Source organism: Streptomyces sp. NPDC057697, from assembly GCF_042799335.1.
Taxonomy (GTDB): Bacteria; Actinomycetota; Actinomycetes; order Streptomycetales; family Streptomycetaceae; genus Streptomyces.
Map to the genome: position 1 here is coordinate 335,417 of NZ_JBHVJA010000004.1, position 15,852 is coordinate 351,268.

At 71.3% G+C, this 15,852-nt stretch carries 15 protein-coding genes; 11 read left to right on the forward strand and 4 right to left on the reverse strand.

Annotation, left to right across the window (positions count from 1 at the left end; genetic code table 11):
* Positions 1–2: 2 nt before the first annotated feature.
* The 3 genes from ACFVFH_RS14665 to ACFVFH_RS14675 all read left to right on the forward strand — a co-directional run bounded on the left by ACFVFH_RS14665 (position 3) and on the right by ACFVFH_RS14675 (position 1,141).
* The gene (locus tag ACFVFH_RS14665; protein ID WP_072484754.1) at positions 3–260 is read left to right on the forward strand and encodes an acyl carrier protein; all 258 of its coding nucleotides are present in this window, start codon (positions 3–5) and stop codon (positions 258–260) included.
* 1 nt (position 261) lies between these two features.
* A complete protein-coding gene (locus ACFVFH_RS14670; protein ID WP_383767539.1) occupies positions 262–741 on the forward strand; it encodes an SRPBCC family protein in 480 nt (159 codons plus the stop codon).
* A 67-nt stretch (positions 742–808) separates the two neighbouring features.
* Positions 809–1,141: a TcmI family type II polyketide cyclase gene (locus ACFVFH_RS14675; protein WP_383767542.1), complete on the forward strand. Its 333-nt coding sequence runs from the start codon at positions 809–811 to the stop codon at positions 1,139–1,141.
* Positions 1,142–1,228: 87 nt separating this feature from the next.
* On the opposite strand, the gene ACFVFH_RS14680 is transcribed toward ACFVFH_RS14675, so the two are convergent.
* The 3 genes from ACFVFH_RS14680 to ACFVFH_RS14690 form a co-directional block, all read right to left on the reverse strand.
* Positions 1,229–2,305 (reverse strand): methyltransferase, encoded by a 1,077-nt coding sequence (locus ACFVFH_RS14680; protein WP_383767547.1) that lies wholly within the window; start codon positions 2,303–2,305, stop codon positions 1,229–1,231.
* A gap of 35 nt (positions 2,306–2,340) precedes the next feature.
* Positions 2,341–3,408, reverse strand: a complete 1,068-nt coding sequence (locus ACFVFH_RS14685) for a nitrous oxide reductase family maturation protein NosD (protein ID WP_383767551.1) — start codon at positions 3,406–3,408, stop codon at positions 2,341–2,343.
* A gap of 134 nt (positions 3,409–3,542) precedes the next feature.
* Positions 3,543–5,165, reverse strand: a complete 1,623-nt coding sequence (locus ACFVFH_RS14690) for an acyl-CoA synthetase (protein WP_383767554.1) — start codon at positions 5,163–5,165, stop codon at positions 3,543–3,545.
* Positions 5,166–5,332: 167 nt separating this feature from the next.
* Between ACFVFH_RS14690 and ACFVFH_RS14695 the strand changes: the two genes are divergently transcribed.
* The 8 genes from ACFVFH_RS14695 to ACFVFH_RS14730 all read left to right on the forward strand — a co-directional run bounded on the left by ACFVFH_RS14695 (position 5,333) and on the right by ACFVFH_RS14730 (position 13,285).
* Positions 5,333–6,133: a crotonase/enoyl-CoA hydratase family protein gene (locus ACFVFH_RS14695; protein WP_383767557.1), complete on the forward strand. Its 801-nt coding sequence runs from the start codon at positions 5,333–5,335 to the stop codon at positions 6,131–6,133.
* Between the two features lie 15 nt (positions 6,134–6,148).
* The gene (locus tag ACFVFH_RS14700) at positions 6,149–7,093 is read left to right on the forward strand and encodes a Zn-ribbon domain-containing OB-fold protein (RefSeq protein WP_383767560.1); all 945 of its coding nucleotides are present in this window, start codon (positions 6,149–6,151) and stop codon (positions 7,091–7,093) included.
* On the forward strand, positions 7,094–8,146 hold the full coding sequence (locus ACFVFH_RS14705) for a thiolase domain-containing protein (protein ID WP_383767563.1): 1,053 nt from the start codon (positions 7,094–7,096) through the stop codon (positions 8,144–8,146).
* A complete protein-coding gene (locus ACFVFH_RS14710) occupies positions 8,139–9,305 on the forward strand; it encodes a thiolase domain-containing protein (RefSeq protein WP_383767566.1) in 1,167 nt (388 codons plus the stop codon). The genes ACFVFH_RS14705 and ACFVFH_RS14710 overlap by 8 nt, the downstream gene beginning before the upstream one ends.
* A gap of 102 nt (positions 9,306–9,407) precedes the next feature.
* The gene (locus ACFVFH_RS14715; protein WP_383767569.1) at positions 9,408–9,650 is read left to right on the forward strand and encodes a DUF397 domain-containing protein; all 243 of its coding nucleotides are present in this window, start codon (positions 9,408–9,410) and stop codon (positions 9,648–9,650) included.
* Positions 9,651–9,713: 63 nt separating this feature from the next.
* Positions 9,714–10,139 (forward strand): ACT domain-containing protein, encoded by a 426-nt coding sequence (locus tag ACFVFH_RS14720; RefSeq protein ID WP_383768028.1) that lies wholly within the window; start codon positions 9,714–9,716, stop codon positions 10,137–10,139.
* Positions 10,140–10,243: 104 nt separating this feature from the next.
* A complete protein-coding gene (locus ACFVFH_RS14725; RefSeq protein ID WP_018550733.1) occupies positions 10,244–10,744 on the forward strand; it encodes a hypothetical protein in 501 nt (166 codons plus the stop codon).
* Positions 10,745–10,891: 147 nt separating this feature from the next.
* Positions 10,892–13,285 (forward strand): glycoside hydrolase N-terminal domain-containing protein, encoded by a 2,394-nt coding sequence (locus tag ACFVFH_RS14730; RefSeq protein ID WP_383767572.1) that lies wholly within the window; start codon positions 10,892–10,894, stop codon positions 13,283–13,285.
* Here ACFVFH_RS14730 and ACFVFH_RS14735 read toward each other — a convergent pair.
* Positions 13,261–15,474 (reverse strand): germacradienol/geosmin synthase, encoded by a 2,214-nt coding sequence (locus tag ACFVFH_RS14735; protein WP_383767575.1) that lies wholly within the window; start codon positions 15,472–15,474, stop codon positions 13,261–13,263. The two genes, ACFVFH_RS14730 and ACFVFH_RS14735, sit on opposite strands and share 25 nt — an antisense overlap.
* Positions 15,475–15,852 lie beyond the last annotated feature (378 nt).

The following is a 15,852-nucleotide window of genomic DNA, read 5'->3' on the forward strand; positions in this document are numbered from 1 at the left end:
TCATGACCGACCGACTGACCTACACGGAACTCGCCGTCCTGATGAAGAAGGGCGCCGGAGTCACCGTGGACCCGCGTGACATGGAGCAGCGCCCCGGGTCCGCCTTCGACGAGTACGGCCTCGACTCGCTGGGCCTCCTCGGCATCGTGGGCGTGCTGGAGAACCGGCACGGCCGGGCGCTGCCGGCCGACGCGGACCGCTGCAAGACCCCGCAGGAATTCCTCGACCTCGTCAACAACAGCCTCATGACAGGAGCCTGACGTGACCGGACGCACCGAGAACGAGATCACCATCGCCGCCCCCCTGGAGCTGGTCTGGGACGTGACGAACGACCTGGAGAACTGGCCGCGGCTGTTCAGTGAGTACGCGGCCGTCGAGATCATCGAACGGGACGGCGACAGCACGACCTTCCGGCTGACGATGCACCCCGACGAGAACGACAAGGTGTGGAGCTGGGTCTCCGAGCGGACCGTGGACCGCGCCACCCGGACCGTGCGCGCCCGCCGGGTCGAGCCCGGCCCGTTCCAGCACATGAACATCCGGTGGGAGTACTCGGAGGTTCCCGGCGGCACCCGGATGCGGTGGGCGCAGGACTTCGCGATGCGCCCCGACGCCCCCGTCGACGACGCCTGGATGACCGACAACATCAACCGCAACTCCAAGGTCCAGATGGAGCTGATCCGGGACAAGATCGAGCAGCGCGACCGGGAGCGCCGCACCACCTCGGTCGGGGCCAACTGACCCGCCGTCCGCCGACGGCCCGCCACCCGGCCGGGTGGCGGGCCGGGAACCAGAAAGGCATCCTCCGATGCACCACGCTCTGATCGTCGCCCGGATGGCACCGGGCTCGGCGCCGGACATCGCCGAGCTCTTCGCGGCCTCCGACAGTGGCGAGCTGCCGCACCTCGTCGGGGTCACCCGGCGCAAGCTCTTCCAGTTCGGCGACGTCTATCTGCATCTGATCGAGTCGGAGCAGCCGCCCGGCCCCGAGATCGCGAAGGTGACCGAGCACCCCGAGTTCAGGGACATCAGCGAGAAGCTCACCGCGTACGTCAGCGCGTACGACCCGCAGACCTGGCGCGGCCCCAAGGACGCCATGGCCCACGAGTTCTACCGGTGGGAGCGCGGTACCCCCGCCTGAGAACGACGATCGCCCCGGGTCCGGCCGCAAGGCCGGACCCGGGGCGATTTCCGTGGCCCGGGGGCTGGTGCCGCCGGGCCGGAAAGGTCAGTCCGGGACCACGCACTCGAAGGCGTGGAGGTAGGCGTTGACCGGGACGACGTCGCCGATCAGCAGGCCGGCGTCCGAGATCCGGGTGACCAGGCTCTCCCTGGTGTGCTTGGCGCCGCCGACGTTGAGGAGCAGCAGCAGGTCCATCGCGGTGGTGAACCGCATCGAGGGGGTGTCGTCGACGAGGTTCTCGATGACGACGACCCTGGCTCCCGGACGGCCCGCCGCGACGACGTTGCGCAGCGTCCGGCGGGTGCTGTCGTCGTCCCACTCCAGGATGTTCTTGATGATGTAGAGGTCGGCCTGGACCGGGATGGCCTCACGGCAGTCCCCGGCGACGATCCGGGTCCGGTCGACGAGCGCGCCCTGGTCCCGCAGCCGGGCGTCGGCACGGGCCACCACGCCCGGCAGGTCCATCAGGGTGCCGCGGAGGGACGGGTGCTTCTCCAGCAGGCTCGCCAGCACGTGTCCCTGGCCGCCGCCGATGTCGGCCACCGAGGACACCCCGGTGAGGTCGAGGAGCTCGGCGACGTCCAGCGCGGACTGCGTGCTGGAGGTGGTCATCGCCCGGTTGAAGATCTGCGCGGACTCGTGGGCGTCCTGGTGGAGGTACTCGAAGAACCCCTTGCCGTGCACATCGGCGAAGACGCTCCGGCCGGTGCGGACGGCGTCGTCGAGGTGCGGCCAGACGTCCCAGGTCCAGGGCTCGGTGCACCACAGCGAGATGTCGCGCAGGCTGTTGGGGTCGTCCTCGCGCAGCAGGCGCGACATCTCCGTGTGGGCGAACTCCCCGTCCGCGGTCTCGGTGAAGATGCCGTAGCAGGACAGGGCGCGCAGCAGCCGCCGCAGCGGCGCCGGCTCGGCCCGCACCACGGCCGCCAGTTCCTGTGCCGTCGCGGGCGTCTCGCCCAGCGCGTCGGCGACGCCCAGGCGGGCGGCGGCGCGTACGGCGGCGGCCCTGGCCGCGCCGAAGACGAGCTCACGCAGCTGCATGGCGGGCTGAGGGGGAGTGACGGGGTGCGGGAGGGCGGCGTGGACGGGAGCGGGGGTGGGGGTGGGGCTCACAGTGGTCATGCTGTTTCGCTTCTCCTCGTGCGGGGATGCACCGGTCAGCACATACCGGCCGGTGCGGACTTGGTGCAGACGTTGTCGGTGAAGGTGTTGCCCGTGCCGGTGTCCCCATTGGCGAGGTCGGCCGGCTTGTTGCCGAGGGCGACGTTGCCGCTGATGGTGTTGCCGGTGTTCTTCGTGCCGACGAAGCTCTTGAACAGGACGACACCGCCGGACATCGGGGTGGCGCCGGAGTTGTCGCGGATCGTGTTGGAGCGGACCTCGGTGTCCGCGGCGCCGGTGAGCACGATGCCGGAACCCTGGATGGCCGGCAGCCGTTCGGTCGCGGGGCAGAACTTGTTGTTGCCGCTGATCTCGTTGGACTCGATCCTCATCGCCCCGGCCTGCGGCCTCCCCTCGTCGCCCACGACGAACACACCGTTGCAGTTGTCGGTGAAGCTGTTGTCGTGGACCGACAGGTTGCGTACGCGCCGGGCGGTGAAACCGATCCGGTTGTCCGTGAGTGTGTTGTCCCGGAGCTCGGTGCCCAGGGTGTCGGTGGCGCCGCCCTCCTCGTCGACGGTGTTGGCGACGAAGATGCCCGCGTCGCCGTTGGCACGGGCGGTGTTGCCCGCGAACGTGCCACGGGTGGAGCGCTCCTGGGCGATGCCCCAGACGCCGTTGTGCTCTGCGGTGACCCGCCGGACGGCCAGCCGGTCGGTCCAGGAGGCCCAGACACCGTTCTTCTTGAACCCGGAGACGGTCAGCGATTCGATGCGCACGCCGTCCACGGTGTGGCCCGCCCTGCCCAGTACGCAGATTCCGTTGCCGGCCTTCGCGCAGGCGTCGGTGACCCGCGCGCCCTGCTCGGCGGGCTGGACGACGGTACGGCTGCCGGAGCCGCGCAGGGTCAGGCCGGGCGTGGTGACCAGGACGCTCTCCCGGTACGTGCCGGGCAGTACGACGACGGTGTCGCCGGGCCGGGCGGCGTCCACCGCCCGCTGGATCGACTCACCCGGGTGGACCACATGGGCGCCCGCGGCGGAGGCGGAGGGGATGGACATGCCGAGTCCCGCGGCCGACAGGGCCGCGACGGGGACCAGGATCTTGATGTTTCGTTTCCTCATGAGCCGAAGCTATGGGCGATCTCCCCCGGTTGCCACACAGAGTGAGCGGATGGGTTCGGGGCGTCCCCGAATGGCTTACGCGGGCTCCGCCGCCCGGCGGCCGGGCCGCTGCCGGCCGCGCGGGCGGAGTGCTCTCATTCCCCGGGGGCGCGGTGGGGCGCGACGACCGAGCGGGCCCACCGGTAGTCGGCCTTGCCGCTCGGCGAGCGCTGGATCCGCCGGGCGATCACCAGCCGGCGGGGGATCTTGTAGCCCGCCAGACGGGACCTGCAGTGGGTCTGGAGATCGTCGAGCGAGGGCTCGGGCGCCCCTTCGCGCAGCTGTACCACCGCCGCGACACGGTTGCCCCAGCGTTCGTCGGGCACCGCGGCGACCAGCACGTCGTACACGTCCGGATGGGCCTTCAGCGCCTGCTCGACCTCCTCCGGGTACACCTTCTCGCCCCCGGTGTTGATGCACTGCGAGCCGCGGCCGAGGACGGTGACGATGCCCGCCTCGTCGACCGTCGCCATGTCACCGAGCAGGACCCATCGCTCGTCGCCCCTGCGGAAGAAGGTCTCCGCCGTCTTGGCCGGGTCGTTGTAGTACCCCAGCGGCACGTGTCCGCGCTGGGCGATCCGCCCCGGCTCGCCCGGCGCCACCGGCTCGTACGTGGCCGGATCGACCACCGCCGTACGGGAGTTGACCTGGAGCCGGAAGCCGTTCTCCGGGCCCGAGTCGGCCGTCGCGGTGCCGTTGAACCCGGACTCCGAGGAGCCGAAGTTGTTCAGCAGCATCACGGTCGGCACCAGGGCCTGGAACTCCGCGCGCACCGAGTCCGACATGATCGCGCCCGAGCTGGAGACGGAGAACATCGACGAGCAGTCGGTCCCCTTCAGCGGGCCCTTCAGCGCGTCGATCAGCGGGCGCAGCATCGCGTCGCCCACCAGCGACACACTGGTGACCTTCTCCTTCTCGATCGTGCGCAGCACCTCCTCGGGCACGAACTTGCGGTGGAGCACGACCCGCTGCCCGAAGTTGAAACCGATGAAGGCGGTGAGCGTCGAGGTGCCGTGCATCAGCGGGGGAGTGGGGAAGAAGGTGATCCCGTCGCCCCCGGCGGCGACCCGCTCGGCCAGCTCCTGCGGGGACTTCACCGGCTCGCCGGTCGGCGCGCCCCCGCCCAGGCCGGAGAAGAAGAGGTCCTCCTGGCGCCACATCACACCCTTGGGCATCCCGGTGGTGCCGCCGGTGTAGATGATGAACTGGTCGTCGGCCGACCGCGGCGGGAAGCCGCGCTCCGGGCTGCCGGCCGCCTCGGCCCCGGTGAACGCGACGGCGTCCGGGCCCCCCGCCCCCGGCGCGCCCACCCGCACCAGATGACGCAGGCCCGGAGCCCGGGGCGCGGCGGCCGCGACCCGCTCGTCGAACTCGGCGTCGAAGACCAGGGCGGCCAGGTCCGCGTCGCGGTAGAGGTAGACCAGCTCCTCCTCCACGTAGCGGTAGTTCACGTTGACCGGGACGATCCGGGCCTTGAGGCAGGCCAGCACGGTCTGGAGGTACTCGACCCCGTTGTAGAGGTGCAGCCCCAGGTGCTCGCCCGGTGCGATGCCCGCCTCGATCAGGTGGTGGGCGAGGCGGTTGGCCGCGGCGTCCAGCTCCGCGTACGTCAGCCGGCGCTCCGCGCCCGTACCGGGATGGTCGAGGTAGACGAGCGCCTCGCGTTCCGGGACCGCGTCGACGACCGACTCGAACAGGTCGGCAAGGTTGTACTCCACCGTTCCTCCTGACCCCGGAAGCTGACTGGTTCGGCGGTCATTAGAGCGCCGGGAGGCGCAACTGGGAAGAGGCGCCGCCCAGTAAATCTGACTAGCTGTCAGAAAACTATTGAACTGGGCCCCCACCTACTGCAACCTGTTCTAGGTCTTTGGATGGGAGGCGGACAATGGCTGGTACGGAACACCTCGCCGTGCGGCGCGAGGGCGCCACACTGGTGCTCACCCTGAACAGGCCGGAGGCGAAGAACGCCCTGTCGCTGCCGATGCTGGTCGGGTTGTACGACGGCTGGCTCGCGGCGGACGAGGACGACACGATCCGCTCGGTCGTACTGACCGGCGCGGGCGGCTGCTTCTGCGCCGGAATGGACCTCAAGGCCCTGGCGGGCAAGGGGATGGAGGGCGAGCAGTACCGGGACCGGATGACCGCCGACCCTGATCTGCACTGGAAGGCGATGCTGCGCCACCACCGCCCCCGCAAACCGGTCATCGCCGCCGTCGAGGGCCACTGCGTGGCGGGCGGCACCGAGATCCTCCAGGGCACCGACATCCGGATCGCCGGCACGGGCGCCACCTTCGGGCTCTTCGAGGTGCGGCGCGGGCTCTTCCCCATCGGCGGCTCGACGGTCCGGCTGCCGCGCCAGATCGCCCGGACGCACGCGCTCGAAATGCTCCTCACCGGACGCCCGTACAGCGCCGCGGAAGCGGCCGCCATCGGACTGGTCGGCCGGGTCGTCCCCGACGGCACCGCACTGGAGGCAGCCCTCTCCGTCGCCGAGCGGATCAACGCCTGCGGACCGCTCGCCGTCGAAGCCGTCAAGGCCTCCGTCTACGAGACCGCCGAGATGACCGAGACCGAGGGACTGGCCGCCGAACTGAAACGCGGCTGGCCGGTCTTCGCCACCGCCGACGCCAAGGAAGGCGCCCGCGCCTTCGCCGAACAGCGCCCGCCCGTCTACCGGCGCGCCTGAGCCGAGGAGGCAACCGTGCCCGAAGCCCTCAGCGCCCCGCTGGTGGTCGAATTCCCCTTCACCCGCTCCCTGGGGCCCGTCCAGAGCGCCTTCCTCACCGGACTGCGCGGACGCACCGTCCTCGGCGTCCGCACCACCGAGGGAAAGGTGCTGGTCCCGCCCGTCGAGTACGACCCCGTCACCGCGGAGGAGATCCATGAGCTGACCGAGGTCGCCACCACCGGCACCGTCACCACCTGGGCCTGGAACCCCGCCCCACGCCCCGCCCAGCCCCTCGCCACCCCCTTCGCCTGGGTCCTGGTCCGGCTCGACGGCGCCGACACCGCACTCCTGCACGTCCTCGACGCACCCGGCCCCGAGGCCGTGCGCACCGGCATGCGGGTCCGGATCCGCTGGGCCCCCGAGCGGACCGGCGCGATCACGGACATCGCCTGCTTCGAACCGTACGACGGCGAGGAGACCGGGCGGAGCGCCCCGCACGACGGCGCGTTCGACGACCCCGTCACCGGCATCGTCACCCCCGCCCGGCTCGACTACCGCTACACCCCCGGCCGCGCCCAGAGCGCCTACCTCGACGCACTCTCCCGACAACGCATCGTCGGCGAGCGCTGTCCGTCCTGCCACAAGGTGTACGTACCGCCCCGAGGCGCCTGCCCCACCTGCGGCGTCGCCACCACCGAACGGGTCGAGGTCGGCCCGCGCGGCACCGTCACCACGTTCTGCATCGTCAACATCAAGGCCAAGAACCTGGACATCGACGTCCCCTACGTCTACGCGCACATCGCCCTCGACGGCGCGGACCTCGCCCTGCACGCACGGATCGGCGGCATCCCGTACGACCAGGTGCGCATGGGGCTGCGCGTCGAACCCGTCTGGACCGAGGGCGGACGGCACCCCGACCACTACCGGCCGACCGGCGAGCCCGACGCCGACTACGACGCGTACAAGGAGCTGCTCTAGATGCGAGACGTGGCGATCGTCGCCTTCGCGCAGACGGACCATCTGCGGCACACCGACGAACTCTCCGAAGTCGAGATGCTGATGCCCGTCCTCCACCGGGTCCTGGACGCCACCGGGCTCAGGACCAGCGACATCGGCTTCACCTGCTCCGGCTCCAGCGACTACCTCGCGGGCCGCGCCTTCTCGTTCACCATGGCCCTCGACGGCGTCGGCGCGTACCCGCCGATCTCCGAGTCCCACGTGGAGATGGACGGGGCCTGGGCGCTGTACGAGGCGTGGGTGAAGATCCGGACGGGCCAGGCGGACACCGCGCTCGTCTACTCCTACGGCAAGTCCTCGCCCGGCACGGTGCGCGACGTCCTCACCCGCCAGCTCGACCCGTACTACCTCGGCCCCCTCTGGCCGGACTCCGTGGCGCTCGCCGCACTCCAGGCCCAGGCACTGATCGACGCGGGCGACACGGACGAGGCCGCCCTCGCGGAGATCGCCCGCCGCAGCCGCACCGCCGCGGCGGACAACCCGCACGCCGGGGTCGCGGGACCGGTCCCGGCCGGGGACTACGTCGTGCGCCCGCTGCGTACCGGCGACTGCCCGCCGGTACGCGACGGCGCGGCCGCCGTGGTCCTCGCCGCGGACGACACCGCACGGGCCCTGTGCACCCGCCCCGCCTGGATCCGCGGCATCGACCACCGCATCGAGGCCCACGGCCTCGGCGTCCGGGAGCTCACCGACTCACCGTCCACCCGGCTCGCCGCGACCCGCGCCGGTCTCTTCGAACGCCCCGTGGACACGGCCGAGCTGCACGCGCCCTTCAGCTCCCAGGAGGTGGTGCTGCGCAAGGCGCTCGGACTCGACGACCGGGTCGACGTCAACCCCTCGGGCGGCGCGCTGGCCGCCAACCCCGTCATGGCCGCCGGGCTGATCCGCCTCGGCGAGGCCGCCGCCCGCATCCACCGCGGCGAGTCCGACCGGGCGCTCGCCCACGCCACCTCCGGGCCCTGCCTCCAGCAGAACCTGGTCGCCGTCCTCGAAGGGGAGAGCGCTCATGTCTGAGGAGCCCGTGGCCGTCGTCGGCATCGGCCAGACGAAGCACGTGTCCGCGCGCCGGGACGTCTCCATCGCCGGACTGGTCCGCGAGGCGGCCGTCCGCGCGCTGGAGGACGCGGCACTGACCTGGGCGGACATCGACGCCGTCGTCATCGGCAAGGCACCCGACTTCTTCGAGGGCCTGATGATGCCGGAGCTCTACCTCGCCGACGCCCTCGGCGCGGTCGGCAAACCGATGCTCCGGGTGCACACCGCGGGCTCCGTCGGCGGCTCCACCGCGCTCGTCGCCGCCAACCTGGTCTCCGCGCGGGTGCACCGCACCGTGCTCACGCTCGCCTTCGAGAAGCAGTCCGAGTCCAACGCCATGTGGGGGCTCTCGCTGCCCATCCCGTTCCAGCAGCCGCTGCTGGCCGGAGCCGGCGGCTTCTTCGCGCCGCACGTGCGGGCGTACATGCGCCGCACCGGCGCGCCCGACACGGTCGGCTCCCTCGTCGCGTACAAGGACCGCCGCAACGCGCTCAAGAACCCGTACGCGCACATCCACGACCCGGAGATCACTCTGGAGAAGGTCCGTTCGGCCCCGATGCTCTGGGACCCGATCCGCTACTCGGAGACCTGCCCCTCCTCCGACGGGGCCTGCGCGATGATCCTCACCGACCGTGCCGGAGCGGCCCGTTCGCCGCATCCGCCCGCCTGGGTGCACGGCGGCGCGATGCGCAGCGAGCCGACGCTCTTCGCCGGCAAGGACTTCGTCTCGCCGCGGGCGGGCCGCGACTGCGCCGCCGATGTGTACCGCCAGGCGGGCATCGGCGACCCGCGCCGCGAGATCGACGCCGTGGAGATGTACGTGCCCTTCTCCTGGTACGAGCCGATGTGGCTGGAGAACCTCGGCTTCGCCGACGAGGGCGAGGGCTGGAAGCTCACCGAGTCCGGCGTCACCGAACTCGACGGCGATCTCCCGGTGAATCCCTCGGGCGGGGTGCTCTCCACCAATCCCATCGGCGCCTCCGGCATGATCCGCTTCGCCGAAGCCGCACTCCAGGTACGGGGAAGGGCGGGCGAACACCAGGTGCCGGGAGCCCGTAAGGCGCTCGGCCACGCGTACGGCGGCGGAGCGCAGTTCTTCTCCATGTGGCTGGTCGGGGCCGAGCCCCCCACGCGCTGAGGCCCGGTCGTCCCGGACCACCGCAAGCCCCCTCCGCGCCCTGTCCGGGACCGCCGGGGATGGCTACGCTTCGGCCCGGGACGACCGATGGAAGGAGCCGACGTGGCGGAGCGCACCACGGCCCAACAGCCCTTCGCGGGCTGGGACAAGCCGGACCTCGACCTGAGCGACGCGCAGTGGCGGTCGGGCAGCCGGGGCGCGGGAGACGTCCAGATCGCCTTCGTCGAGGGATTCGTCGCGATGCGCCAGGCGGGCAGACCCGGCAGCCCGTCGCTCGTCTTCACCCCGGCCGAGTGGCGCGCCTTCGTGGTCAACGCCCGCGACGGCGAGTTCGACCTCACCTGAGCGCCGGACGGTGGCGCCCCCGTGCCGGGCGCGTCACCGCACACCGTGGGTAGCGTGGTCGTCGTGGAAGCCGAACGCGATCTCAGAACCCTGCTGGGCGGAATGCGACCGGAGCTGAACCCCGGCCGCTATGTCTTCACGACCGTGCCCGGCGACGCCGTGCCGGCCGGTGTCCGGCCCGTCGTCACGGTCGCCGAGCCCGAGGGGCTGACCCTGGTCCTCCCCGAGTCGGAGGCGGTCTCGGCCGGGCTGGGCCACGACTTCACGGCCGCCTGGATCACCCTGCGTGTCCACTCCGCACTGGACGCGGTCGGGCTGACCGCCGCCGTGGCCCTGGCGCTCACCGACGCGGGGGTGAGCTGCAACGTGGTGGCGGGCTTCCACCACGACCACCTGTTCGTCCCCTGCGACCGGGGTGAGGAGGCCCTCGGCGTCCTGGAGGCGCTGGCCGCGGAATCCGCCCGGGAGCCGGGGCGCGGATCGCGCTGAGCCGGGCGCGCGAAGCCGCCCGGCTCCGGTCCGGGCACCCGTCGGCGCCCCGGCCTGCGCGGACCCGGCTCCGCAACGTGAGCCCGGACACGTAACATGGCTGCATGTCCTTCCTCCGCCGCCGTAGCGCCGCCACACCCGCGGGCCCCGACTTCGACGTCCTGGCCATGGACCCGGGGGACTGGCCCGGAAACCTCGGCGCCGGTCTGCTGCCCGCCCCCGACGGAAGCTGTCAGGGCGTCTTCCTGCGCTACGACCTCTTCGGCGGCCGCGGCCCCGCGATGATCATCGGCAACCTCCCGGAGGGCTCGCCCGCCCGGGAGACGGAGGAGGGCCAGGTCCCCTTCGAGGTCGCCCAGCTGCTGCTCGCGCTGGAGAACGACGAGCCGGTCGAGGTCACCGGCACGGAGGACATGCCCGTGATGCAGGGCGACAACCTGCTGATCGTCCGCCGGGTCAAGCTCTCCGAGAGCCGGATCTCCTGTGTCCAGTTCGACCGCAGCGACGGCGTGCTCGTCACCATCGCCAGCTGGGACCGGCCGATCACCGACGATCTGTACACCCTGCTGAAGCCGCTGCCCGCAGAGCTGTTCCAGCAGGGCTGAAACGGTCCTGCCCGCAGGCCGTCCGCGCGTTCCGGGCGGCCGCGGGGCGTGCGCCCCACAACTGTCCAAGTGCTTGCGGCCTCCGTCCAAGAGGCCGCTTTGTCATGCTCCTTGTCCCGCCAGTCGTCGGACCTTTACCGTCGCCGCATGACTTCCGGGATTACGCGACGCACCACAGTGAAGACAGCGATCGGCGCAACCGGTGCCCTGGCACTGGGAATTCCCACTCTTTCCGGCACGGCGGTCGCCGCCGGTACCTCCGATGAATCAGCGGGCGTCACCCGCTCCAAGCGACAGCTGGAGCCGACGCTCCGGTACGACGCGCCCGCCGCGAGCTGGGAGAGCGAGTCCCTGCCCATCGGCGGCGGCGCACTCGGCGCCAGTGTGTACGGGACGCTCGCCTCCGAGCGGCTCACCTTCAACGAGAAGACGTTGTGGACCGGCGGCCCCGGCTCCGTCCAGGGCTACGACTTCGGGAACTGGACCGCTCCCCGGCCCGGCGCCCTCACGGGCGTCCGACAACGGCTCGACAGCCGGGGCAGCCTCGACCCGGACGCCGTCGCCGCCGAACTGGGCCAGGCACGGCGCGGCTACGGCGCCTACCAGGTCTTCGGCGATCTGCGGCTGGACCTGCCGGACGCGCCGGCCGCCCCCGACGCCTCCTACCGTCGCACCCTCGATCTGCGCAACGCCCTCGCCACCGTCGCCTACACCCATCAAGGGGCCCGCCACACACGGGAGTTCTTCGCCTCCCACCCGGGCCGGGTCATCGCCGGGCGCCTCCGCGCCGACCGCCCGGGACGGGTCTCCTTCACCCTGCGCCACACCTCGCCCCGCAGCGACTGCGCCGTCACCGCCGACCGCGGACGGCTCACCGTCCGCGGTGCGCTGGCCGACAACGGACTGCGCTTCGAGGCCCAGGTGCGCGTGGTGACCAGCGGCGGCACCGTCACCGCAGGGGCGGACGGCACCCTCACCGTCACCGGGGCCGACAGCGCCTGGTTCGTCCTCGCCGCGGGCACCGACTACGCCGACGTCCACCCCACCTACCGGGGCGACGACCCGCACCGGGCGGTCGCCGCCGCCGTGGACTCCGCCGCCCGGACCTCCTACGAGAAGGTCCGCGACACCCACGTACGCGACCACCGCGCCCTCTTCGACCGGGTCGCCCTCGACATCGGCCAGCAACTGCCCGACCTGCCCACCGACCAGTTGCTCGCCCGGTACACCGGAGGCGCGAGCCCCGCCGACCGGGCGCTGGAGGCCCTGTTCTTCCAGTACGGCCGCTATCTGCTGATCGCCTCCTCGCGCGCCGGATCGCTGCCCGCCAACCTCCAGGGCGTCTGGAACAACTCCACCACCCCGCCCTGGTCCGCCGACTACCACAGCAACATCAACCTCCAGATGAACTACTGGCCCGCCGAGGTCACCAACCTCGCCGAGACCACCGCACCGTACGACCGCTGCGTCGAAGCGATGCGCGCCCCCGGGCGGCAGACGGCGAAGGAGATGTTCGGGACCGCGGGCTGGGTGGTGCACAACGAGACCAACCCCTACGGCTTCACCGGCGTCCACGACTGGTCCACCGCCTTCTGGTTCCCGGAAGCGGCGGCCTGGCTGACCCAGCAGATGTACGAGCACTACCGCTTCGGCGGCTCCACCGACTACCTGCGCTCCACCGCCTATCCGGTGATGAAGGAGGCGGCCGAATTCTGGCTGGCCAATCTGCGCACCGACCCGCGCGACGGGCTGCTCGTGGTCACCCCCAGCTACTCACCCGAGCACGGCGACTTCACGGCCGGCGCCGCGATGTCCCAGCAGATCGTCCACGACCTCCTCACCAACACCCTGGAGGCCGCCCGCACCCTGGGTGACGCGCCCGCCTTCCGGGGCCGCCTGGAGAGTGCCCTCGGACGGCTCGACCCCGGGCTGCGGATCGGCTCCTGGGGCCAGCTCCAGGAGTGGAAGGCCGACCGCGACGACCCGGCCGACGACCACCGTCATGTCTCGCACCTCTTCGCCCTGCACCCCGGCCGGCAGATCGAGCCCGGCACCGAGTGGGCCGAGGCGGCCAGGGTCTCGCTCGGCGCACGCGGCGACGGGGGCACCGGCTGGTCCAAGGCGTGGAAGATCAATTTCTGGGCACGGCTGCGCGACGGCGACCACGCCCACAGGATGCTCGCCGAACAGCTGAAGAGCTCCACCCTGCCCAATCTCTGGGACACCCACCCGCCCTTCCAGATCGACGGCAACTTCGGTGCCACCTCGGGCATCGCGGAGATGCTGTTGCAGAGCCAGCACGACACCGTCGACGTCCTCCCGGCCCTCCCGACGGGCTGGCCGGACGGATCGGTACGCGGACTGCGGGCCCGGGGAGGCTTCACCGTCGACATCGAATGGGCCGCGGGGCAGGCCCGCCGTGTGGTGATCACGGCGAGCCGCAGCCGTGAAGTGACCGTCCGCAGCACGCTGTTCGCGAGTGGAGAGAAGGTCTTCAGGGCTCGTGCCGGCAGCCGCTACACGCTGGTCGCCGAGGGCTGAGCGAACAGGGCGGTCACCCGCGCCGCCGAGATACCGAGCCCCGTGGGACCACTGATGTGCCACGGGGCTCCGGTGCCGCGCAACAGGTCCTGTTCGCGGTAGCGCCGACAGCCCCGGTGCCAGATCAGGATGCCCGCCAGCCAGTGCCGGAGCTCCCGAACATATCCGTCCAGCACCTCCCTGGCCTCCGCGTCCAGCCCGAAGTCGTCGTAGAGCACCGGGAGTTCCCGCTCGGCGACATGGAGGAACTGCCGCAGCCGCGACTTCATCAGATCGTGGACGATCGCCACCCCGGTCGGATAGTCCACACCGAAGAAGTTCTGCACGACCAGGACGCCGTTGTGCACCTCGCCCTCGAACTCGATCTCCTTCTGGTAGGAGAACAGGTCGTTGAGCAGACACGCGTAGTCCGCCGCCGCGTTCTCCAGCGAGCGCAGCGGGCCGCTGCGGTAGATCTCCGGAGGAACCTTCCTGCCGTGACCCAGCCGGCACAGGCTCATCGTGAGGTCGGAGCCGAAGGTCATGCGCCGCATCTCGATGTAGTCCACCGGGTCGGGGATACGGTTCTGCACCTGGTTCGCGAGCTCCCACACCCAGCTCGCGGTCATGTCCTCGACCGACTTCCGGAACGCGCGCCGGCCGTCGGCGTCCATCGGGGCCGAGGTCCGCGCCCAGAGATCGCCGAGCCCCCGCTCCAGGGCGTTGACCGGCTCGGGCGTCACGGCCCCGTCCAGGGGCATGAACAGCGACAGCCGCTCATTGGCGCGTTTGGCCCCCGCGAGGTCGCGGGCCCGCCCGTGCACCACGGGGAACCAGTCGTCGCCGTACGTCCCCCAGGTCAGCCACTGCGAGGTGAGGTCCAGTTCCTCCGGTGTCGCGTCCGGGTGCAGACCCGCCGCGCAGAGCGGCAGATCGGCCGCGAGGAGCCGTGCCTCGTCCCAGATGTGCGAACCGGGCACCCCTGGCTGCGCCTCCAGAAGGCCCGTGCGCCGCGACCAGTCGACGATCCGTACCCGGGCCCCGGCCAGATGCGGGCTGAGCGTCGTACCGAAGGGCAGCTCGAAGTCGGGCAGCAGGGAGGGGCCGACGCGCCGGTACGGCGTATGGGAGTGGCTCCGCAGCCGGGCCGTCTCCGAGCGCCGGGTGAACCGGATCGACGCCGCGGCCATGCCGAAGCCCGTCGTGGCCGCCCCGACCGCGCCGTCGTTCATGTAGCGGCTGGAGCGCAGGTGCCACTCGTGACCGCCGGACTGCCAGTCCTGGAGCCCCTTGACGTACGCGAGCACCGCAGCCGTTCCGGCGGGATCGAGCCCCTTCTCCGCGCAGAGCGGCCCGAGTTCGGTGAGGGCGGTGTTCTCGAACTGCTGGAGCCGGGACGTCAGCAGATCGTTCACCGCTTCGGCGGCCTCCTGGGTGGTGCAGCCGAGGAAGTGCTCCAGGACCAGCACACCGTTGCTGTTCTCGCCCTCTTCCTCGACCTCCCGCTGGTACGAGAAGAGGTCGTTGCGCAGGTGCACGGCGTCGGAGAAGGCGTCCCGCAGCACCCGCAGCGCGCGTTCGTCGGCCACCGCCTCGGGGACCTCGGCGTTCGCCGCGTACTCCACGAGCCCCGCCGACCAGGGCGCCCCGCCCACCTTGCGGCGCATCTCGATGTACTCGACGGGGTTGGCGATGCGGCCCTCGTCGATGTTGGCGAGCTCCCACAGGGACTCGTTGAGCAGGTTCTCCGTCGCCACGGCGAACCTGGCCCGCCAGGCGTCGGACATGCTCGGCACCGTCCGCCTCCAGAGGTCGGCCAGCCCCGCCTCGACCGGATTGGCCGGCTCGGGCATCGGGGCCGCGCGGTCCATCGGCATGAAGGCGGGCAGCCGGTCCAGGTACCGCTTGGCGGCCTGGCGGTCGGGGGTGCGTTTGAAGAGCTCCAGGAAGTGGTCGTCGAAGAAGAAGACCCACACGTACCAGTCGGTGACCAGGGAGAGGGCCTCGGCCGAGCAGTCGGGGTGGGTGTACGCGCACAGCAGCGCGTAGTCGTGGGAGTCGATGTCCTTCTCCTCCCAGATCCCCGACCCCTCCACCATCCCCAGGCCGCGGGCCCACCGCTTGGTGTGTACGCGCGCCTCCTCGACGTGGGCGTTGAGCCGTGCCGGATACGGAACGTAGAAGTCCGGCAGGGTGAAGGGCTGAGCCATGTGCGTCCGGCCTTTCCTGGATCTCCGCGCGCATGCCGCGCGGAGGCGAGGGTGTCGGCGCGAGCACTACCCTTCGGCCGTTCGGGGCACGCATATCTCAGATTAGTCAGATAAAAGGTGTATTCATGGGCCGCGCTCCGAAGGGGGGAGGAGGACGCCAGGCCACCCCTCCGAACCCGGGCAACGAGCCGTCGAAGTCGACCGGTTGAATCTTTCCGCCGCAGGTCAGGAACGCTGCCAGTGGTCTGGTCCACTGGCTCGGCCCGCGACCTCCACGGATCCCTTGACGTGCTGTCATCTCAGGTCGGAGAGTGTGCGCGCACAGCGGAACAGCGGAATCGGATCACGCACGGCTCCATCACGCACGGCTCCAAGAAG